Source organism: Streptomyces sp. NPDC086989 (genome assembly GCF_044745505.1).
Classification (GTDB): Bacteria; Actinomycetota; Actinomycetes; order Streptomycetales; family Streptomycetaceae; genus Streptomyces.
The window spans coordinates 474,892-492,849 of sequence record NZ_JBIVAL010000005.1 but is presented as its reverse complement, the minus strand read 5'-3'; the positions used below and the strand labels follow the sequence as shown (position 1 = coordinate 492,849).

The 17,958-nt window shown below is 72.4% G+C and carries 15 protein-coding genes; 10 read left to right on the top strand and 5 right to left on the bottom strand.

The genetic code is table 11. The annotated features are described in order from the left end of the window. The first annotated feature begins 134 nt into the window (after positions 1-134). From ACIPK4_RS15010 to ACIPK4_RS15000, 3 genes are all read left to right on the top strand, one after another. Positions 135-1,355, top strand: a complete 1,221-nt coding sequence (locus ACIPK4_RS15010; protein WP_402312774.1) for a hypothetical protein — start codon at positions 135-137, stop codon at positions 1,353-1,355. A gap of 260 nt (positions 1,356-1,615) precedes the next feature. Then, the gene (locus ACIPK4_RS15005; protein WP_402312771.1) at positions 1,616-2,920 is read left to right on the top strand and encodes a ferric reductase-like transmembrane domain-containing protein; all 1,305 of its coding nucleotides are present in this window, start codon (positions 1,616-1,618) and stop codon (positions 2,918-2,920) included. 16 nt (positions 2,921-2,936) lie between these two features. Then, positions 2,937-3,173: a hypothetical protein gene (locus ACIPK4_RS15000; RefSeq protein ID WP_402312769.1), complete on the top strand. Its 237-nt coding sequence runs from the start codon at positions 2,937-2,939 to the stop codon at positions 3,171-3,173. A gap of 9 nt (positions 3,174-3,182) precedes the next feature. Here ACIPK4_RS15000 and ACIPK4_RS14995 read toward each other — a convergent pair whose 3' ends face one another. The 5 genes from ACIPK4_RS14995 to ACIPK4_RS14975 all read right to left on the bottom strand — a co-directional run bounded on the left by ACIPK4_RS14995 (position 3,183) and on the right by ACIPK4_RS14975 (position 7,961). Next, positions 3,183-3,569 (bottom strand): hypothetical protein, encoded by a 387-nt coding sequence (locus ACIPK4_RS14995; RefSeq protein ID WP_402312766.1) that lies wholly within the window; start codon positions 3,567-3,569, stop codon positions 3,183-3,185. A 30-nt stretch (positions 3,570-3,599) separates the two neighbouring features. Then, entirely contained in the window at positions 3,600-4,154 is a 555-nt protein-coding gene (locus tag ACIPK4_RS14990) for an MBL fold metallo-hydrolase (protein WP_402312763.1), read from the bottom strand. A gap of 152 nt (positions 4,155-4,306) precedes the next feature. Further along, positions 4,307-6,661 (bottom strand): FtsX-like permease family protein, encoded by a 2,355-nt coding sequence (locus tag ACIPK4_RS14985; protein ID WP_402312761.1) that lies wholly within the window; start codon positions 6,659-6,661, stop codon positions 4,307-4,309. Positions 6,662-6,663: 2 nt separating this feature from the next. Continuing rightward, the gene (locus ACIPK4_RS14980; protein WP_402312758.1) at positions 6,664-7,458 is read right to left on the bottom strand and encodes an ABC transporter ATP-binding protein; all 795 of its coding nucleotides are present in this window, start codon (positions 7,456-7,458) and stop codon (positions 6,664-6,666) included. Beyond that, a complete protein-coding gene (locus tag ACIPK4_RS14975; protein ID WP_054224623.1) occupies positions 7,455-7,961 on the bottom strand; it encodes a PadR family transcriptional regulator in 507 nt (168 codons plus the stop codon). The genes ACIPK4_RS14980 and ACIPK4_RS14975 overlap by 4 nt, the downstream gene beginning before the upstream one ends. Positions 7,962-8,141: 180 nt before the next feature. Between ACIPK4_RS14975 and ACIPK4_RS14970 the strand changes: the two genes are divergently transcribed. The 7 genes from ACIPK4_RS14970 to ACIPK4_RS14940 all read left to right on the top strand — a co-directional run bounded on the left by ACIPK4_RS14970 (position 8,142) and on the right by ACIPK4_RS14940 (position 17,942). Beyond that, the gene (locus ACIPK4_RS14970; RefSeq protein ID WP_402312755.1) at positions 8,142-9,416 is read left to right on the top strand and encodes an ABC transporter substrate-binding protein; all 1,275 of its coding nucleotides are present in this window, start codon (positions 8,142-8,144) and stop codon (positions 9,414-9,416) included. Between the two features lie 226 nt (positions 9,417-9,642). Then, positions 9,643-11,325, top strand: coding sequence for a glycoside hydrolase family 13 protein (locus ACIPK4_RS14965; RefSeq protein ID WP_402312752.1), 1,683 nt, complete (start codon positions 9,643-9,645; stop codon positions 11,323-11,325). 77 nt (positions 11,326-11,402) lie between these two features. After that, a complete protein-coding gene (locus ACIPK4_RS14960) occupies positions 11,403-12,752 on the top strand; it encodes an ABC transporter substrate-binding protein (protein ID WP_402312749.1) in 1,350 nt (449 codons plus the stop codon). An 11-nt stretch (positions 12,753-12,763) separates the two neighbouring features. Further along, entirely contained in the window at positions 12,764-14,152 is a 1,389-nt protein-coding gene (locus ACIPK4_RS14955) for an ABC transporter permease subunit (RefSeq protein WP_402312746.1), read from the top strand. Continuing rightward, the gene (locus tag ACIPK4_RS14950) at positions 14,149-15,012 is read left to right on the top strand and encodes a carbohydrate ABC transporter permease (RefSeq protein ID WP_376193324.1); all 864 of its coding nucleotides are present in this window, start codon (positions 14,149-14,151) and stop codon (positions 15,010-15,012) included. The genes ACIPK4_RS14955 and ACIPK4_RS14950 overlap by 4 nt, the downstream gene beginning before the upstream one ends. Before the next feature lie 172 nt (positions 15,013-15,184). Continuing rightward, positions 15,185-16,402, top strand: a complete 1,218-nt coding sequence (locus tag ACIPK4_RS14945) for a serine hydrolase domain-containing protein (protein WP_402312742.1) — start codon at positions 15,185-15,187, stop codon at positions 16,400-16,402. A 190-nt stretch (positions 16,403-16,592) separates the two neighbouring features. Then, positions 16,593-17,942 carry a ricin-type beta-trefoil lectin domain protein gene (locus tag ACIPK4_RS14940; protein WP_402312739.1) on the top strand — a complete coding sequence of 450 codons (1,350 nt, stop codon included), beginning with the start codon at positions 16,593-16,595 and terminating at the stop codon, positions 17,940-17,942. The last annotated feature ends 16 nt before the right edge of the window (positions 17,943-17,958 follow it).

The window sequence follows — 17,958 nt, the reverse complement described above, 5'->3', positions numbered from 1 at the left end:
GGGTCCGACAGGGTCCGGGGGGGCCGGCGGGTTCGCGGGGAAGCCCGCGGCCGACGGGCCACACGGGGGACCCGCCGTGCGCCGTCGGGGTTTCCTGGCGGCGACCCGGCGGGGCGTTGGCCAGACTGATCGGGATGACCGCCACGACGGAACCCGCCGGACCGTCCCGCCGCGGCCGGTACCGGGCCCTGCTGCCTCCGTTCGTCGCCTGGCTGGTCACGAACCTCGTCACCTGGCTGGTCGCGACGGCTTCCGTCGCCGGTGACGGGTCCGCCGTGCAGTACTGGTCCACGGACAGCCGCCGGCGCTGGGACTCCGAGCACTACCTGTCCATCGCCCGGACCGGGTACGAGATGTTCCGGTGCCGGGAGCGCTACCCGGACTTTCCCGATGTCGTGTGCGGAAACGTCGCCTGGTTTCCCGGGTATCCCATGGGGGTCCGGGCGCTTTCCGCCACCGGGCTCTCCTACGAGACGGCGGCCGTCGTCATCTCGGAGGCGTCCCTGTTCGGGATGTTCGCGGTGCTGTGGTGGCTGCTCGGCGCCCGACTCACCCGGGCCTCCTGCCTCACCCTCGCCGTCGCCTGCGTCTTCCCGGGCGGCGTCTACTTCCACGCGGTCTTCCCGATCGCCCTCGGCACGCTGGCCCTGCTCGTGTGCGTCGTCGGGGTGAAGCGCGGTTCCTGGGCCGTCGCCGCCGCCGGTGGTTTCGTCGCGGCCTCCTGCCATCTCGTGGGTGCCGCCGCCGCCGGAATGCTGCTGCTCAGCGCGTTCTTCGCGTGGCGGGCGGACACCTGGCCGGTCCGCTTCGCCAAGGCGGGGTCGTCCGCGGCCCTCGCCGCGTGCGGCGTGCTCTGGGCGAAATGGCTGATGTGGCGGGCCACGGGCCGCTGGGACGCGTACGAGATCATCCAGGCGTCCAGTTACGGGCAGGGCGGACTGCGCCAGCCCTTCGCCGAAATGACGAAGGCCTACGATTTCCCGTTCAAGGACTGGTACACGCCCGAGGGCCACCTGCCGTGGCTGGTGGAGCACGCCCTCACCGCGCACAGGACCCAGCTCTGGCTCGACGTCCTGTTCATCGTGCTCGTCGTGGCGACGGCCACGGTTCTGCTCGTCCGCAACCACCGGCTCGACGTCGAGGAGTGGGCCGCTCTGATCCTCACGGTGACGATCTTCCTGCTGCCGTTCTTCGCCGGCGCGGAGATGTCGTGGTACCGCAACCATGCGCAGATGTTCGTGGGACTCGTCCTCGTCCGGCGCATGTCCCCGTGGATCCAGGTACCCCTGCTGCTGCTCTGCTCGGTCCAGTACGCCCTCCTGGCGTCGATGTTCTTCGCCGGGGTGCTGGTGTGAAAGTGCAAAGACTTTTCCAAGCCGGGATCGCGGGGACGCCACGAACCCCCTTCCACTGGGTGGATATGTCGTAGATATGCGGACATAGTGCGCAAATTTCTTTGCGTGACGGAGCTCATTCTGTGTGCATGGCCATTGCTCGCCCCGATTGCGTTTGCGCATAGTTGCCGGTGCTATGCCCCAGCAGCACCGAGCGAAACGGACCCCGGCATGACCTTCCCGCCCACTCCGCCATGCGCTCCCGGCCCGGGGCGGCGCAGATGAGGACCGCGTCCGAGCGGCTGCGCGCCGGGCTGGCCGCCGGTGCGGTCGCCGTCACCGTGTTGTGGGCCGCCCAGGTGCACCCCTCCGCCCGGCCCGACGAGCTGATCGGAGCCGCCGCACACCTCAGCGGGCTCCTCGCCGGCTACGGCATCCTCGTCATGCTCTTCCTGATGGCGCGCGTACCGGCCGTCGAACACGGGGTCGGCGCCGACCGCCTCGCCCGCTGGCACGCCTTCGGCGGCCGCTGGGTGCTGGTCCTGTGCGGCGCCCACGGGCTGTTCGCCCTCGTCGTGTACGCCCTGCGCACCGGGACCGACCTGCTGACCGCCACCGGGGCCATGTTCCGCTACCCGGCCCTCGTCGCCGCGTTCGCGGGCGGCGCCCTGCTGGCGGGTGCGGGCCTGTTCTCCGCCCGGGCCGTGCGCCGCCGGGTCTCGCACGAGGCGTGGCGCGGCATCCACCTGCTGACGTACCTCGCCGCCGCACTGGGCTTCGTCCACCAGCTGGCCGGCCCCGACGTTGCCGTCACCTCCTTCACCGCCTGGTTCTGGGCCCTGCTGCACACCGTCGTCGGCGTGCTGATCGCCTGGTACCGCGGGATCGTCCCGGTGCGCCAGGCTCTGCGGCACGGACTGCGCGTCGCCGCCGTCGAGCACGAGGGGCCCGGCGTGGTCTCCGTCACCATCCAGGGGGACAGGCTCCGCGAGCTGCAGGCCGAGCCGGGTCAGTTCTTCCGCTGGCGGTTCCTGCGGGGCGGCCTGTGGCACACCGCCCTGCCGTTCTCGCTCTCCGCGCCCGCCCGCGACGACCGCCTGCGCATCACCGTGAAGGCCCTCGGCGGGCACTCCCGCAGGGTCCGCGGGCTGCGGCCCGGCACCCGGGTCCTGGCGACCGGCCCGTTCGGCGCGCTCACCGAGCGGCGCCGTACCCGCCCCAAGGTCCTGCTGATCGCCGGCGGCATCGGCATCACACCGATGCGCGCCCTCTTCGAGTCCCTGCCCGCGAGCCCCGGCGACCTCACGCTGCTCTACCGCGCGGGCGACGCCGACCAACTGGTACTGCGCGACGAGCTGGAAGCGATCGCAGCGTCCCGCAAGGCCGCACTGCACTACCTGGTGGGCCGCTCCGACGCCGCGTACGACCCGCTCGCTCCCCAGGCCCTGCGCGCTCTCGTCCCCGACCTGTCCGACCGCGACGTCTACCTCTGCGGGCCCCCCGGCATGGCCGACGCCACGACCGCGTCACTGCTCCGGGCGGGCGTCCCGTCCGCGCGCATCCACTCAGAGTGCTTCACCTACTGAGGACCCCGACTCCCCGATGAACCAGTACTCCGCACCCCGACCGCCCGACCGCCTCCCGCCGCCCGTGCCGGCTGCCGAGCCGCGGCCGCGGGCGCGCCGGGCGGCCGCCCGGCACCGCAGGTCCACGCCCTCCCGCCGGCTCGCCGCCGGGCTCGCCCTGGCCAGCGTGGTGGCCGCGACGCTCATCACGGTGACCGTCGACCCCGCCGCACCGGCTCCGGACACCACCCCCAGCGCGCAGCCCGCCCGCTGAGCGACGGCTTCAACCCCGCCCGCCGCCGTGCTGGTGCTGCTCGGGCAGGCGGCTGTCCGGGTGGACCCACAGCAGTACGTTGTCGGGCCGCTCGTCACCGAAGAAGTCGAGGACGTCCTGGTCCGAGTGGCGCAGGCTGAAGTGGGTGAGGACGAAGAGGGTCTGCGGGTGGGCCTCGACGACGGGCCTCAGCCGGCTCCACACGGTGTGCCCGACACGGTCGGCCCGCTCCCGTTCGGCGTCGTCGAGATAGGTGCACTCGGTGATGATCACCGGGTACGAGAAGAGCCACGGATTGTCGTCGAAGACGCTGACGTGGGTGTCGCCGAGGAACGCGAACAGCGGCCTGCGCACCTCGTGTTCGACCTCGGCGCCCTCCTTGCGGCGCTGCGCCACGATGCGGCCGAACTCCGCGCCCCGGCCCTGTCAGGCGAGGGAGCGCCGCAGTTCCTCGTACGCGGGCAGCAGGACCCTGCGGCGTTCGGAGAACGCGTATCCCACGCACGGCACCTTGTGGGCGCACTCCACCACCCGTACGTGGTGCCCGCCGCGCCCGAAGGTGAACTCGTCGCCGCCGCGCACCCCGTGCAGCCGGCAGTTCGCGGCGAGCGCCGGATCGTAGGCCGTGCCGTGGTTCAGCTCGGCCGAGGCCCGCAGGTAGGCCTGCACGTAGGGCACCGCCGGGGCGGGCAGGTGGATGTCGACGCCGTCGGGCCGGGCGGCGAGGTGGTCGAGGTCCTTGGAGTGGTCGTGGTGGGTGTGGGTGAGGAAGACGGTCTCGGGCCGGCGCCCCTCCACCAGTCCCGCGTCGAGCGCGCAGCGCAGTTCGGGGACGTGGAAGAACGTCTTGTCGTTGGCCCGCGAGTACCCGGTGAGGGTGAAACCGGTGCCGGGTATGCGCCAGGTCTTCCACTGCCGGAACGGGTGGCCCTGCTCCAGCCGATCCGGGTGGGCGGGGGGCCGCGCGGGGGCCTGTGTCATCGGTGCCTCCGTCGGACCGCCGTGATCGGGTGAGGGCCGATCGTAGCGGGCCGCTTCCCCGGCCGGCCCGTGGTTTTCCGGCGCCCGTGTCATCCGGTGCCGCTCTCGTCGCGGTGTTGCCCTGTTGCCGTCTTGCGGTGGCGGTGTGGCGGTCAGAGCGTTTCGCTCAGCGAGTCCGCCGGCCGTCGCCGGGCGGTCCGGGTCGCCGGCACGAGCGCCGCCAGCACCGCTCCGAGCACCGCCGCGGCGACCACCACCGACAGCACCGGTACCGGGGGAATCCGGGCGATGCCCGCGCCGATCCCGCTCGACGCACCCTGCGCGTCCACGAGCCGGCTGCCGGTCAGCGCACCCAGTACCATCCCCAGGCCGGCGGAGGCCAGCGCGGTCAGTCCGGCGGCCGTCACGATCATCGCGCCGATCTGCCGGGGCGTCAGCCCGATCGCCCGCAGCGCGAGCAGGTCGCGGCCCCGGTCGCGTACGCCCGTGCTGATCAGCGTCAGCAGTTCCGTCAGCCCGATCAGCGCCAGCACGCCGATCAGGGCGGCGATCACCGCGCGGGCCGGCTCCAGCCGGTCGGCCGGGTCGGGGGTCTCGCGGATCTCCAGCGCTGCGCCCGCCGCCGTGGCGAGCGCGGCGCTCACCGCCCGGGGGTCCGCGCCCTTGCGCAGCACCAGGGCGTGGAAGTCGGGCCGCAGCCCGGGGTCGCGCTCGCGCAGGGCGTCCAGGGTCGTGGTGATCACCCGGCCGCCGGATTCGGTTTCGATGGTGCGGCCGACGAGGTGCAGGATCTGCGGCCGCCCCTCGACGGTCATCCGCACCCATGCGCCGACGCGCACCCCGAGGAGGTCGAGCAGCCCCTGCCCCGCCACCGCCTCGTCCGGGCCCTCGACCGCACGCCCCTCCACCACCTCGGAGGGGTACGGGGACCCGGCCGTGCCCAGCCCGCGGAGCGTGATGGTGCCGGTCTGGCCCGGTACGAGGGCCGCCACCTCGGCGCCGGGATGGACGGCGGCGACGTCCGGGACCGCCGCGAGGGTCCTCTCCAGGTCCGCGTCGGAGGCTCCCCCGGGCTGTTCGGCGCGTACGGTCAGTGCCGCGGGCAGTCCCATCCGTGCGGGGCTGTCGCGGAACTGGTCCAGCGTCGACCAGGCGACGAGCGCGACGGTGATCAGCGCCAGCGGCAGGGCGAGCCTGGCCACCGACGCGAGCGTGCGGCCGCGGCGCGGGAACGCCGCCCGCCACCCCAGCACCAGCGCCGGGGGCACCCGCAGGCCCAGGGCCCGCCTGCCCAGCGCGGTCATCGGTGCTGCCGACGGCAGCGCCGCACGGGCCACCGGCACGGGTGGCACCCGTCCGGCCCGCCAGGCCGAGAGCGAGGTGGCGGCCGCGATCAGCAGCAGCGCGCCGCAGGGCACGCCGATCATGAGCCCGGTGTGCCCGGGCAGGTCCTGCCACACCGCCGCGGCCTCGCCGATCCGCCCCGGTATGCGAGCGCCGAGGAGCGCGATCGCGGCCGTCCCGAGGGTCACGCCGAGGAGCGCGAAGGCGAGGTGCTGTACGAGGAATCCGCGGGTCACCTGCCCCGGGGTGAAGCCGACGGCCTTGAGGATCGCGATGTCCCGCAGCTGGCCGCGGACCCGGGCGCCGATGGCCCCGGCCGCGGCGAGCGCCGCCGCGACCAGTGCCCCGAGCCCGAAGACGGCGAACACCTGGCCGAGGAGCCGGTCGTCGCCGCCCGCCTCGGCGCGTGCCTGCTGCCACTTGGTGACCCGGGCCACCCGGTCGGCGCCGAGGACGGTCACGGCGCGCTGGACGGTGAAGTCGGTGTCGTCGGGGTCCGCCAGGCGCAGGCCCACGCTCTGTCCGGTGTCGCCGTGGGCGATCTCGTCGAGGGTGGCGTCGAGCACCCAGCCGATGCCCGGGCCGCCGCCCGGGTGGTAGCGGGGTTCGGCCGCCTCGGCGATGCCGCTCACCCGCAGCGCGTGCGGGGCGCCGTCCGGTCCGGTGAGCCGTACGGTGTCGCCCGGCTCGGCCCAGAGGGCCCGCGCGACCGAGGCCTCCAGTACGACGGAGCCGGCCGCGGAGTCCGCGCCGGTACGGGTGCCGGTGCCGGTGCCGGTGTCCGGCCGGGTGAGCCAGCCGCCCGCGGTGACGAGCGGCCGGGCCGTCTCCGGGGGATCCACCGCGGCCGCGCGCAGCGTGACCCCGGCGCGCGCGCCGTGCGACTCGACGGTCGTCGCCGTCGTGCGGTAGGGCCCGGCGAGTTCCGCGACGCCGTCGAGGCCGGCCAGGGCGTCCGTGTCCGCCCCCGCGCGGGTGTGCAGCCAGATGTGCGCGCCGTGGGACTGGTTGAAGATCCGCTGCCAGGGGTTGGCTGCGTAGCTGAACAGGGCGCCGGCCAGCAGGAGCGAGGCGATGATCCCGGCGCTGGCCAGTACGACGAAGAGGGCTTCGCCCCGGTGTGCGCGGAAGTCGGCGTGCGCCCAGCGCACGGTGGCCCGCACGGTCACTCCTTCAGTTCCAGGTCCAGGACCCCGGAGACGCCGCGGACCGGACCGCGGCGCCCGCCGTCGAGGTGGGCGTCGTCGGCTATGCGGCCGTCGAAGAAGCTGATCACACGGTCGGCGGCGCTGGCCATGCGGGCGTCGTGGGTGACCATCATGATCGTCTGGCCGCGCTGGTGGAACCGGGTGAGCAGCCGCAGTACCTCGCGTGTGCCCTTGCTGTCGAGGCTGCCGGCCGGTTCGTCGGCGAGCAGGAGTGCGGGGTGGTTGACGAGTGCGCGGGCGAGCGCGACGCGCTGCTGCTCGCCGCCGGACAGCTCGCCGGGCATCGACCGCTCGCGGCCTTCGAGGCCGAGTTCGGCGAGCAGTTCGGCGCGGGACGCGCGGGCGGCCTTCGGGGAGGCGCCGGCGAGCAGGGCGGGAAGTTCGACGTTGTCGGCGACGGTGAGGTTGGAGACCAGGTTGAAGAACTGGAAGACGACGCCGATGCTGCGGCGCCGCAGGACCGCCCAGCGGGCCTCGCGGTACTCGTCGACGCGTTCCCCGCCGATCCACAGTTTCCCGCTGTCGGGCCGCTGGAGTCCGCCGATCAGGTGCAGCAGCGTGGACTTGCCCGCTCCGGAGGGTCCGGTGACCGCGACGAACTCGCCCGGCCGGACGGACAGGTCCACCCCGCGCACGGCGTGCACCGGCACGCCTTCGCCGTGGTGCGTCTTGGTCAGGCCCTCGGCGCGGACGAGGGGGGCGGCGGCCGCGTCGGCGGGCACGGCGGGGCCCGTGGTGGCGTCGTCGCTCACTCCAGCTCCTCCTGACAGCGCTCCAGCCAGTCGAGGTCGGCCTGCAGATGCAGCATGGCGCCCTCGATCAGCAGTTGGGAGATCTTGTTGTCGCGGTCCTCTGCCGCGGCCAGCTTGGACAGGTCCCGCATGGTGTTGAGGTACTGCCGCCGCTGCCTGTTGATCAGGGCGATCGGATCGGCCAGGCCGGACTGCGGTGCGAGGGCCAGCTTCATGAAGAACTCGTCCCGTACGCGGGGTTCCTCGGCGGTTTCCTCGAACCAGGCCAGCACGGCCTCGCGCCCCGCGTCCGTCAGTCTGTACGTCCGCTTGTTGGGCCGGCCCGACTGCTCGACGTCCTCGCCCTCGATCAGGCCGCTCTTCTCCAGCCGGCCGAGGGTGACGTAGATCTGCCCGACGTTGGGCTGAGGGTACGCGGCGCCCAGGAGCTTCTCAAGGTCCTGCTTCAGCTCGTAACCGTGCGCAGGGCTACGGGTGAGGAGCGCAAGGAGCGCCAGCCGCACTCGCTCCCCCTCCTTCCCGCTCCGTAGTCAACGGTTCACTCGGCCACGGGCCGGGTGGCGCCGTCCTCCGGCTCGTCTGCCTGGACGTCTAGTATCGCCCATGCCTAACGGGTATATATAGGCCACGGTGGTCGGCGGCGCAGCTGGATCGGGCACCGCGTCGTGCGCTGGGAGGAATCTATGCGGTGGACACATGCCGCGGGTAGGGCTCTCCTGGTGGCCGCGGTGGTGCTGGCGGGATACGCGGGTCTCGGCGTGCGCTCCGACGCGGGCGCGGCCTCCGCGGGCCGCGGTCCGCTGACGCTCGTGACGGCGGGCGATCTGACCGACTACCTCTCCCCGCTCCTCGACGACTGGAACGACGCCCACCCGGGCGAACGCGTCAGGCTCGTCGAACTGCCCGACTCGGCCGACGAGACCCGGGCGCAGATGATCAGCGAACTGCGGTCGGGCCGCAACCGGTTCGACGTGCTGAACATCGACGTCGCCTGGACGTCGGAGTTCGCGGCGGCCGGCTGGATCTCCCCGCTGGAGCGCGGGCGCTTCCCCCTGGACGCCTTCCTGCGGCCGGTCGTCGACACGGCGACGTTCGACGGCCGCCTGTACGCCGTCCCGTACGTCACGAACGCGGGACTGCTGTACTACCGCAAGGACGTCCTGGACCGGGAGGGCGAGCAGCCGCCGCACACCTGGGCCGAGCTGGCCCGCCAGGCGCGCACGATCGCCCCGAAGTACGGATTGGACGGGTACGCCGGACAGTTCCTGCCGTACGAGGGGCTCACCGTCAACGTCACGGAGGCCGTGCAGTCGGCGGGCGGTTCGATCCTGCGCGACGACGGCGCCCGGGTGACGGTGGACTCCGATGCGGCGCGCACCGGGCTGCGGTTCCTCGCGGACGGCGTGCGCGACGGCTGGATCCCCCGTGCCGCGCTCGGCTACAAGGAGGAGGAGTCGCGGCAGGCGTTCCAGGACGGCCGGCTGCTCTTCCTGCGGAACTGGCCGTACGTGTACGCGGACGCCGGTGCGAGCGGGTCGAAGGTCGCCGGCAGGTTCGGCGCCGTGCCGCTGCCCGGCCCCGACGGACCCGGCACCAGCGTGCTCGGGGGCTCCAACCTCGCCGTGAGCAGCCATGCGCGGCATCCCGCCTCCGCGGCCGATCTCATCTCTTACCTGACCAGCGAACGAGTCCAGCGGCAGGTGCTCACCCGGGGCTCGCTGCCGCCGGTGCGCGCGTCACTGTACGAGGACCCGGAGCTGATCCGCGCGTACCCGTACCTGCCGACGCTGCGCCAGAGCGTGCTGTCGGCGGTGCCGCGCCCGAAGAGCCCGCGCTACGACCAGGTGAGCCTCGCCGTGCAGGCCGTGGCCCAGGACGTGCTGGCGCTGCGCCAGACGCCGGAGCAGGCGACGGCGCGGCTCGCGCGCGAGCTCCGCCCCCTCTCCTCCGGGCGCTGACCCCGCCCGCTTCCCTTCCTCGTCGGCGCTCCGCCAGGGCCTCTACTTACATGTTAAGTAGAGGCCCTTCGTCTTGCATGCGCATCTTTGGGTACAAACCACCCCAGCTTTTCGCTGTTTCTGGACACATCGTTGACACCTTCCAGTCGCTGCTACTTAACATGCATGCATAACAGCGCACCCGCTCTGGGGCGCTCTCGCATTCAGCAGAACAGGTCGACGCGAGATGCTCAGCACCCTTCCGGCCGGCACCGGCCACCCCTCACGCACCGCCTCCGCACCGGCCCCCTGGTGGCGCGACGCGGTGATCTACCAGGTCTACGTCCGCAGCTTCCTCGACAGCACCGGGGACGGGATCGGTGACCTGGCCGGCGTCCGGGCCGGGCTCCCCTACCTGCGCAAGCTCGGCGTCGACGGCATCTGGCTCAGCCCGTTCTACCCCTCGCCGCAGCACGACCACGGCTACGACGTCGCCGACTACTGCGGTGTCGACCCCGTGTACGGCGACCTCGCCGAGTTCGACCGGCTGGTGGCCGACGCCCACCGCCTCGGGCTCAAGCTGCTGCTCGACATCGTCCCCAACCACTGTTCGAGCGAGCACCCGTGGTTCCGTGAAGCGCTCGCCGCGGCCCCCGGCAGTGAGCAGCGCTCCCGTTTCCACTTCGCCCCCGGCCGCGGCCCCTCCGGAGCCGAGCCGCCCAACAACTGGCGCGCGATGTTCGGCGGTCCCGCCTGGAGCCGCGTCCGGGAACCCGACGGCACCCCCGGAGAGTGGTACCTGCACCTGTTCACCCCCGAGCAGCCCGATCTGAACTGGCGCGACCCGGCCGTGGGCGACGAGTTCGAGCGGGTGCTGCGCTTCTGGCTGGACCGCGGCGTGGACGGCTTCCGCATCGACGTCGCCGCCGGACTGTTCAAGCACCCCGAACTACCCGACTCGGACGACCCCGGAGCCGACGAGCGCGCCCGGGACGCCGTCAACCAGCTGGCCTGGAACCGGCCCGAGGTGCACGGCGTGTGGCGCCGCTGGCGCGCGGTGTGCGAGGAGTACGCGGCCCGGGACGGCCGGGAGCGGCTGCTGGTCGGCGAGGTGTCCGTGCCGACGGCGCGCGAGCACGCCGCGTACGTCCGCCCCGACGAACTGCACCAGGCCTTCTTCTTCGACCTGCTCAGCGCGCCCTGGGACGCCGGCGCCTTCCGCGCGACGATCACCGAGGCGATACGCGACATCGCCGGCACCGGCTCCACGGTCACCTGGGTGCTCAACAACCACGACCAGGTCCGTACCGTCACCCGCTACGCGGGCGAACCCGGGGTGGAGGGCAGCGGACTGGGAACCGCCCGCGCCCGCGCCGCCGCCCTGCTGATGCTCGCGCTGCCCGGCGCGGCCTACGTCTACCAGGGCGAGGAGCTCAGACTGCCCGAGGTCCTCGACCTGCCGGACGAGGTCCTCACCGACCCGATCTTCCGCCGCACCGGCAGCCGCAAGCACATCCGGGACGGCTGCCGGGTGCCGCTGCCCTGGTCGGGGCACGCCTCCCCGTTCGGCTTCAGCCAGGGTGTGCCCGGTGCCAGACCGTGGCTGCCGCAGCCCGAGTGGTTCGCCGAGCACTCCACGGACCGGGCCCTGGCCGACACCCGATCCTTCTGGCACCTCTACCGCGAGGGCCTCCAGCTGAGGCGGAGCCTGCCGCAGCTCGGCGAGGGCACCCTGCGCTGGCTGGACGCGCCCGCGCAGGTCCTCGCGATGGCCCGCGGCGACGGCCTGGTCTGCGCCGTCAACTTCGGCACCGAGCCGGTGCCCTCCCCCGTCGCCGGTGCCCCGCTGCTCGCCAGCGGACCCTGCCCCGAGGGCGTGCTCCCCGCGTCGACCGCCGCGTGGTGGACGGCCGAGTGCCCGACGCCGTGAACCGCGGCCCCCGGCACACCGGACCGCTCCCGCAGCCTCCCCTCCTCCCCCGATCCCAAAGCGCAAAGGACCTCATCATGCGACGACCCGGCAAGACGACCTCCGGCAGGACGACCCGGCGCACCGCGGCCACCGCATCGGCGGCCCTCGCCCTCGCCCTCGGCGCCACCGCGTGCGGCGGCGGCACCACCGGACCCGCGAGCGGCGGCGAGCTCAGCGGCCAGACCGTCACCGTGGCCGGTGTCTGGACCGGCAGCGAGCAGAAGAACTTCAAGAAGGTCCTGGACGCCTTCACGGCGAAGACCGGCGCCAAGACCGTCTTCGTCCCCTCCGGCGACAACGTCTCCACTTTCGTCGGCAGCAAGATCGAGGGCGGCAACGCACCCGACGTGGTGATGGTCCCCCAGGTGGGCGTGCTCCGGCAGTTCGCCAAGGAGGGCTGGCTGCAGCCGCTGTCCGAGGAGGCCGCCAAGACGGCCGGCTCCTCCCTCGCCCCGGTGTGGAGGGACTACGGCAGCGTCGACGGCACGTACTACGGCCTCTACTTCAAGGCCGCCCACAAGTCGACCGTCTGGTACGCCCCGCAGGCCTTCACCCAGGCCGGCGTCTCCGAGCCCAAGAGCTGGGCGGACCTGCTGAAGACGGGCCGCACCCTCGCCGACTCGGGTCGCCCCGCCTTCGCCGTGGCGGGCGAGGACGGCTGGACCCTCACCGACTGGTTCGAGAACGTCTACCTCTCGCAGGCCGGACCGCAGAAGTACGACCAGCTGGCCCGGCACGAGCTCAAGTGGACCGACGACAGCGTCGTGAAGGCTCTGACCACGCTCGGTGAACTGTTCAAGGACAAGCAGCTCGTCGCCGGCGGCGCCCAGACCGCGCTCGGCACCGACTTCCCCTCCTCGGTGGAGCAGGTGTTCGGCCCCGAGCCCAAGGCGGGCATGGTCTACGAGGGCGACTTCGTGGGCGGGGTCGCCAAGGACCAGTTCGGCAAGAAGCCCGGCGAGGACGCCAAGTTCTTCCCGTTCCCCGCGGTCGACGGCGGTACGGCGCCGGTCGTCAGCGGCGGTGACGCGGCCGTCGTCCTCAAGAACGGCAAGAACGGCAAGGCCGGCATGAAGCTGCTCGAATTCCTGGCCGGCCCCGAGGCGGCCGAGGTGTGGGCCGGCGCCGGCGGCTTCCTGTCCCCCAACACCAAGGTCGACCTCGCGGCGTACGGAGACGACACCACGCGCAACACCGCCAAGTCCCTGACGGCGGCGGGCGATTCGGTCCGCTTCGACATGTCGGACCAGGCCCCGGCCGCGTTCGGCGGAACCAAGGGCGCCGGTGAGTGGAAGCTCCTCCAGGACTTCCTGCGCGACCCGTCGGACCCGCAGGGCACGGCCGGGAAGCTCGAAGCCGAGGCCGCCAAGGCGTACGGGAACTGAGGCGGCCCCGCATGGCTGACACCCTGACCGCCGACAGCGGTACCACCGCCGGGACGCCGCCCGCCGGCCCCCGCACCCCCCGCGACACCCGCACCGCGGCGGACCCGCGGCGGCGCGCCCAGCGCAGGAAACGCCGCCTCGCGATCGCGTTCGTACTGCCGGCCCTGCTCCTGCTCGGAGCGCTCGTCGTCTACCCGGTCGTCTTCTCCGTCGGCCGCAGCCTCTTCGACGCCGACGGCGACCGGTTCGTCGGCGTCGGCAACTACGCGGCGATCGTCCACGACCGGGCCACCCTCAAGGCAATCCGCAACAGCGCCATCTGGGTCGTCGTCGCCCCCGTCCTGCTCACCGGCCTCGGGCTGATGCTGGCCGTCCTCACCGAGAAGGTGCGCTGGGCGACCGCGTTCAAGCTGGTGCTGTTCCTGCCGATGGCCGTGTCCTTCCTCGCCGCGGGCATCGTCTTCCGCCTCGCCTACGAGCAGGACCCCCACCGGGGCGTGCTCAACGCGGTCGTCGTCGGCGTCCACGACACCTTCGACGACGCCGCCGCCTATCCGACGGCCCGCATCCGGGAGGGCCAGGGCCTGACCGGCCGGGCGGGCGGCCCGTACAGCACCGAGAAGACCGTGCGGACCGGCGGCTCGGTCGTTCTCGGCCTCGTCGGCGTGGCACCCGACGCGATACCGGGCGGCGCGAAGGCCGCCGCCCCCACGGCGCCCGGCACGGACGGGATCGGGGGCGTGGTCTACCTCGACTTCGCCCCCGGCGGCGCCGGCACGCCGGGCCGGGTCGACCCCGGCGAGAAGGGGCTGCCCGGCATGAGGGTCGAGGCCGTACGGGACGGGCGGGTCGCCGCGACCGCGACCGCCTCCGACGACGGTTCGTTCCGCTTCACCGGGCTGGCCGACGGCGAGTACACCGTACGGCTGCCCGCGGCCAATTTCGCGGCCCCCTACCAGGGCGTGAACTGGCTCGGCCCGGCGCTGGTGACGCCCGCCATCATCGGCGCCTACCTGTGGGTGTGGACCGGCTTCGCGATGGTCCTGATCGGCGCCGGGCTCTCGGCGATCCCCCGCGACGCGCTGGAGGCCGCGCGGATGGACGGTGCCAGTGAGGGCCAGATCTTCCGCAGGATCACCGTCCCCCTGCTCGCGCCGGTGCTCACGGTGGTGTTCGTGACCCTGGTGATCAACGTGATGAAGGTCTTCGACCTCGTCTACATCATCGCGCCGGGGCCGGTGCAGGAGGAAGCGAACGTACTGGCCACGCGGATGTGGCTGGTCTCCTTCGGCGGCGGCAACGACCAGGGGCTCGGCAGCGCGCTGAGCGTGGTGCTCCTGCTGCTCGTCGTCCCGGCGATGGTGTTCAACATCCGGCGATTCCGAAGGAGCGGAGCATGAGCAGCCACAGCGCCGTCGAACGACGACGCCCGTCCCGCCTGCTGGGCAGTTCGGTCGTCCAGGGCCTGCTGGTCCTGGTCGCCCTCGTATGGATCACCCCGCTCGCGGGCCTGTTCCTCTCCTCGCTGCGCTCCGAGCGCGACAACGCCTCCGACGGCTGGTGGACCGCGCTGACCGATCCCTCGCAGCTGTCCCTGGACAACTACGGCGCCCTGCTGAAGGACTCGGGCATCGCACAGGCCTTCGGGAACACCATCCTGATCTCGGTCCCCACCACCGTCCTGGTCGTCGCCATCGCGGCCCTCGCCGGATACGCCTTCGCCTGGCTGGACTTCCCCGGCCGGGACGGCATCTTCCTGGTGGTCGTCGGGCTGCTGGTGGTCCCCGTACAGATCGGGCTGCTGCCCGTGGCCAAACTCTTCGGGGCCGTGGGTCTGTTCGGCTCGATCGCCGGTGTCGTCCTGTTCCACGTCGCCTACGGGCTGCCGTTCGCGGTGTTCCTGCTGCGCAACTACTTCGCCGAGATCCCGCGCGAGATGCTGGAAGCGGCCCGGATGGACGGCGGCAGCGAGTGGCGGATCTTCTTCCGGCTCGTACTGCCGCTCGGCCGGCCGGCCCTCGCGAGTCTGGCCATCTTCCAGTTCCTCTGGGTCTGGAACGACATGCTCGTGGCGCTGCTGTTCGCGGACAGCGGCTCCCAGCCCCTGACGGTCGCGCTCCAGTCCCAGATGCGGCAGTTCGGCAGCAACATCGGCGTCCTCGCACCGGGGGCGTTCCTGTCCCTGGTGGTCCCGCTCGTCGTCTTCTTCGCCTTCCAGCGGCACTTCGTCCAGGGGGTGATGGCGGGTTCGGTGAAGTGAGGTCCGGCCAGGGCCGCACCGGCCTCGATACCGGCGCCGTCGGCCGGACACACCGTGGGGATGCCGTTTGCGCACGCCCGCCACCGCGCAATCGGCTCACCTCGCGGCCGGGGGTGCGCAGACCTAGGCTTGATTCGTTGCCCGGGGCCCTCGGACGGCGGGAGACCGTGCCATGAAGCCACACCACCTCCGGCTCCGCCGGGCCTGCGCGGCCGCTGCCGCAGCGGGCTTGCTGATCACGCCGGCCGTCACCGCCTCCGCGTACGCGGCTGCCGCTCCGGCGCGCTCCACCGTCCCCTCCCCGTCCCCGGCCCCGTCCCCCGACTTCGTACGGCTCACCCCGGCGGTCGCGGCCCGGCTGGACGCGGCCGTGCGCCGGGTCATGCGCGAGACCCAGGTGCCGGGCGTGACCGTGGGGCTGTGGGCCCCCGGCAAGGGCAGCTACGTCAAGAGCTTCGGCGTGGCGGACAAGGCGACCGGTGCACCCATGACGGCCCCGCTCCACGTACGCATCGGGAGCGAGACCAAGACATTCACGGTCACCGCGCTCCTCCAGCTGGTCGACCGCGGGAAGGTCGCTCTGGACGACCCCATCGGCACGTACGTCACCGGCGTGCCGAACGGGGACCGCATCACCCTGCGCCAGCTGGCGGGCATGCGCAGCGGGCTCTTCAACTACAGCCTGGACGAGGGCTTCATCAAGAGGCTCCAGGCCGATCCGAAAGCCCCCACGACGCCGCGGCAGTTGCTGGACTACTCCTTCCGACACCCCGTGCAGTTCCAGCCGGGCGCGGAGTTCGACTACTCCAACACCAACCTGATCCTGCTCGGCCTGGTGATCGAGAAGGTCACCGGCCGGCCGCTGCACGACGTCATCGACAAGGACGTCGTGCAGCCTGCCGGGCTGCACAGCACCGTCTTCCCCACGAGCCCGGCCCTGCCGAGCCCGTACGCGCAGGGCTACACGAACCAGACGGCCTCGGGCAGGACCGAGAACGCGACCGGCTGGAACCCCTCGTGGGCCTGGGCCGCCGGAGAGATGGTCTCCGACCTCCAGGACCTGCGCAGCTGGGCCCGCACCCTGGCCACAGGCACGCTGCTGACACCCGCGACCCAGGCGGAGCGCCTGAAGACCACCCCGATGAACATCCAGGGCGACGGCTACGGGCTCGGCATCTTCGACGTGCAGGGCTGGATCGGCCACAACGGCTCGATCCCGGGCTACGAGGTCCTGCCCGTCTACCTGCCGCAGGCCGGGGCGACCATGGTGATCCTGCTGAACACCGACTCGGAGTACAAGGGCCAGGAGCCCAGCACCCTGTTCGGCCAGGCGGTCACGAGCATCGTGAGCCCGGCCCACGTGTACCCCGGCCACAAACCGGTGTCGTAGTCGGATGCGGCTGCGGATGCGTCGAGGCCGAGGCGTTGCCGTTCGCGGGGCACTGGCCCGGACCGGCACCGCGCCCAACTCCCCCGGCCGCACGCGCCCTTGATGCGCTTCCTATCATCGGTTCATTCCCGGTCCCCCCGCGGTGTCACCGCGGGGCGCCGGGAGTGAACACGATGAAAGGCAACAGGACTTGGCATTCACGGCGAAGAAATATCGCATACCTCTGGTCGCGGCGTGCGTCGTCGCGGCCGCGGTGACCGGTCTGGAGCTGTCCCCCGCGTTCGGCACCGAGGACACAGGCGCCGGACCGGCGGCGGCCGCCACCCCGGCACCGGCCGATCCGGCCGGGGAGGACGCGCCCGCCGGAGAGGCGCCCGACGCCCACGCGGCGGATTCCGCTGTCTCCGGCAGTGACAACACTGCGTTCAGCAACGGCGTCATGGCCCTCGGCGGCAGCCGCGCGGCCGCGGCGGCTCCCCGGGCGGCGGCGGCCGCCACTCCCCCGCAGGGCGAGGGCTGGAAGCTCGCGGGCGCCACCAAGTGGCTGGCGACCGGCTACACGATCAGGTTCTACGACCAGAAGTCCGCGGACTGGCTCGCCCCGTACGCCAAGGCGACGGCCGCGGACCTCCAGCGCATCACGAACCTGCCGGTCACGGTGGACACGCGGCCCGTGGGCTGGGACTACGCCCGCCCCAAGGGCGAAGTGGTCATGGGGGTGCTGCACCGGCCCTGCGTGCCTCCGGCGGGTGAGGGCAGCATGGGCAGCACCGGGTGGAAGGTGGTCCGGGACGGAACCGGCAGCGCGAACCTGAGCTGCGGCTTCACCAGTTCCTCCATAGCGGACACGGTGACCAGCGGGCACGCCTACATCGACGACGAGTTCTTCACCGCGGCCGGCAAGCCCACGGCGGCGATGGGCGAGACGTACATGCGCAACCACGTCAGCCACGAGATCGGGCACGCCCTGGGCCTGACCCACGCCAACCGCAGCCTGACCAAGAGCGACTGCGTCAAGGGCACCGACTCGGGCGAGTTCCCCGTCATGTGCTCGCCCACGTACGCCTACCAGGACAAGCGGGCGGGGACGTACGTCCAGCAGTTCGACGTACAGGGGCTGCGCCTTCTCGCGGCCGGTGCCGGCGCGACGCTGTCCCCCCAGGGCAAGGTGACCGGCCTGGGCGGCAAGTGCCTTGACGTCAAGGGCGGCAAGGCGGTCAACGGCACGCAGATCCAGCTCTACACGTGCAACGGCAGCGTTGCGCAGTCCTGGATCCTGGGCAAGGACGGCACGTTCCGGGCACTCGGCAAGTGCCTCGACAACTCCCGCAACCTGAACGCCAACGGCAACAAGATCGAGCTCTGGGACTGCAACGGCACCGCAGCCCAGAAGTGGTCGGTCAACGCCAAGGGCCAGATCGTGCACACCGCCTCCGGCAAGGTCCTCGACGTCACCGGGGGCGCGACCGCCAACGGCACGACGGTCCAGCTGTACGCGGCGAACACCAACAAGCGGCAGGTCTGGGTCGCTCCCAAGTAGCGGACGACGCACGGCT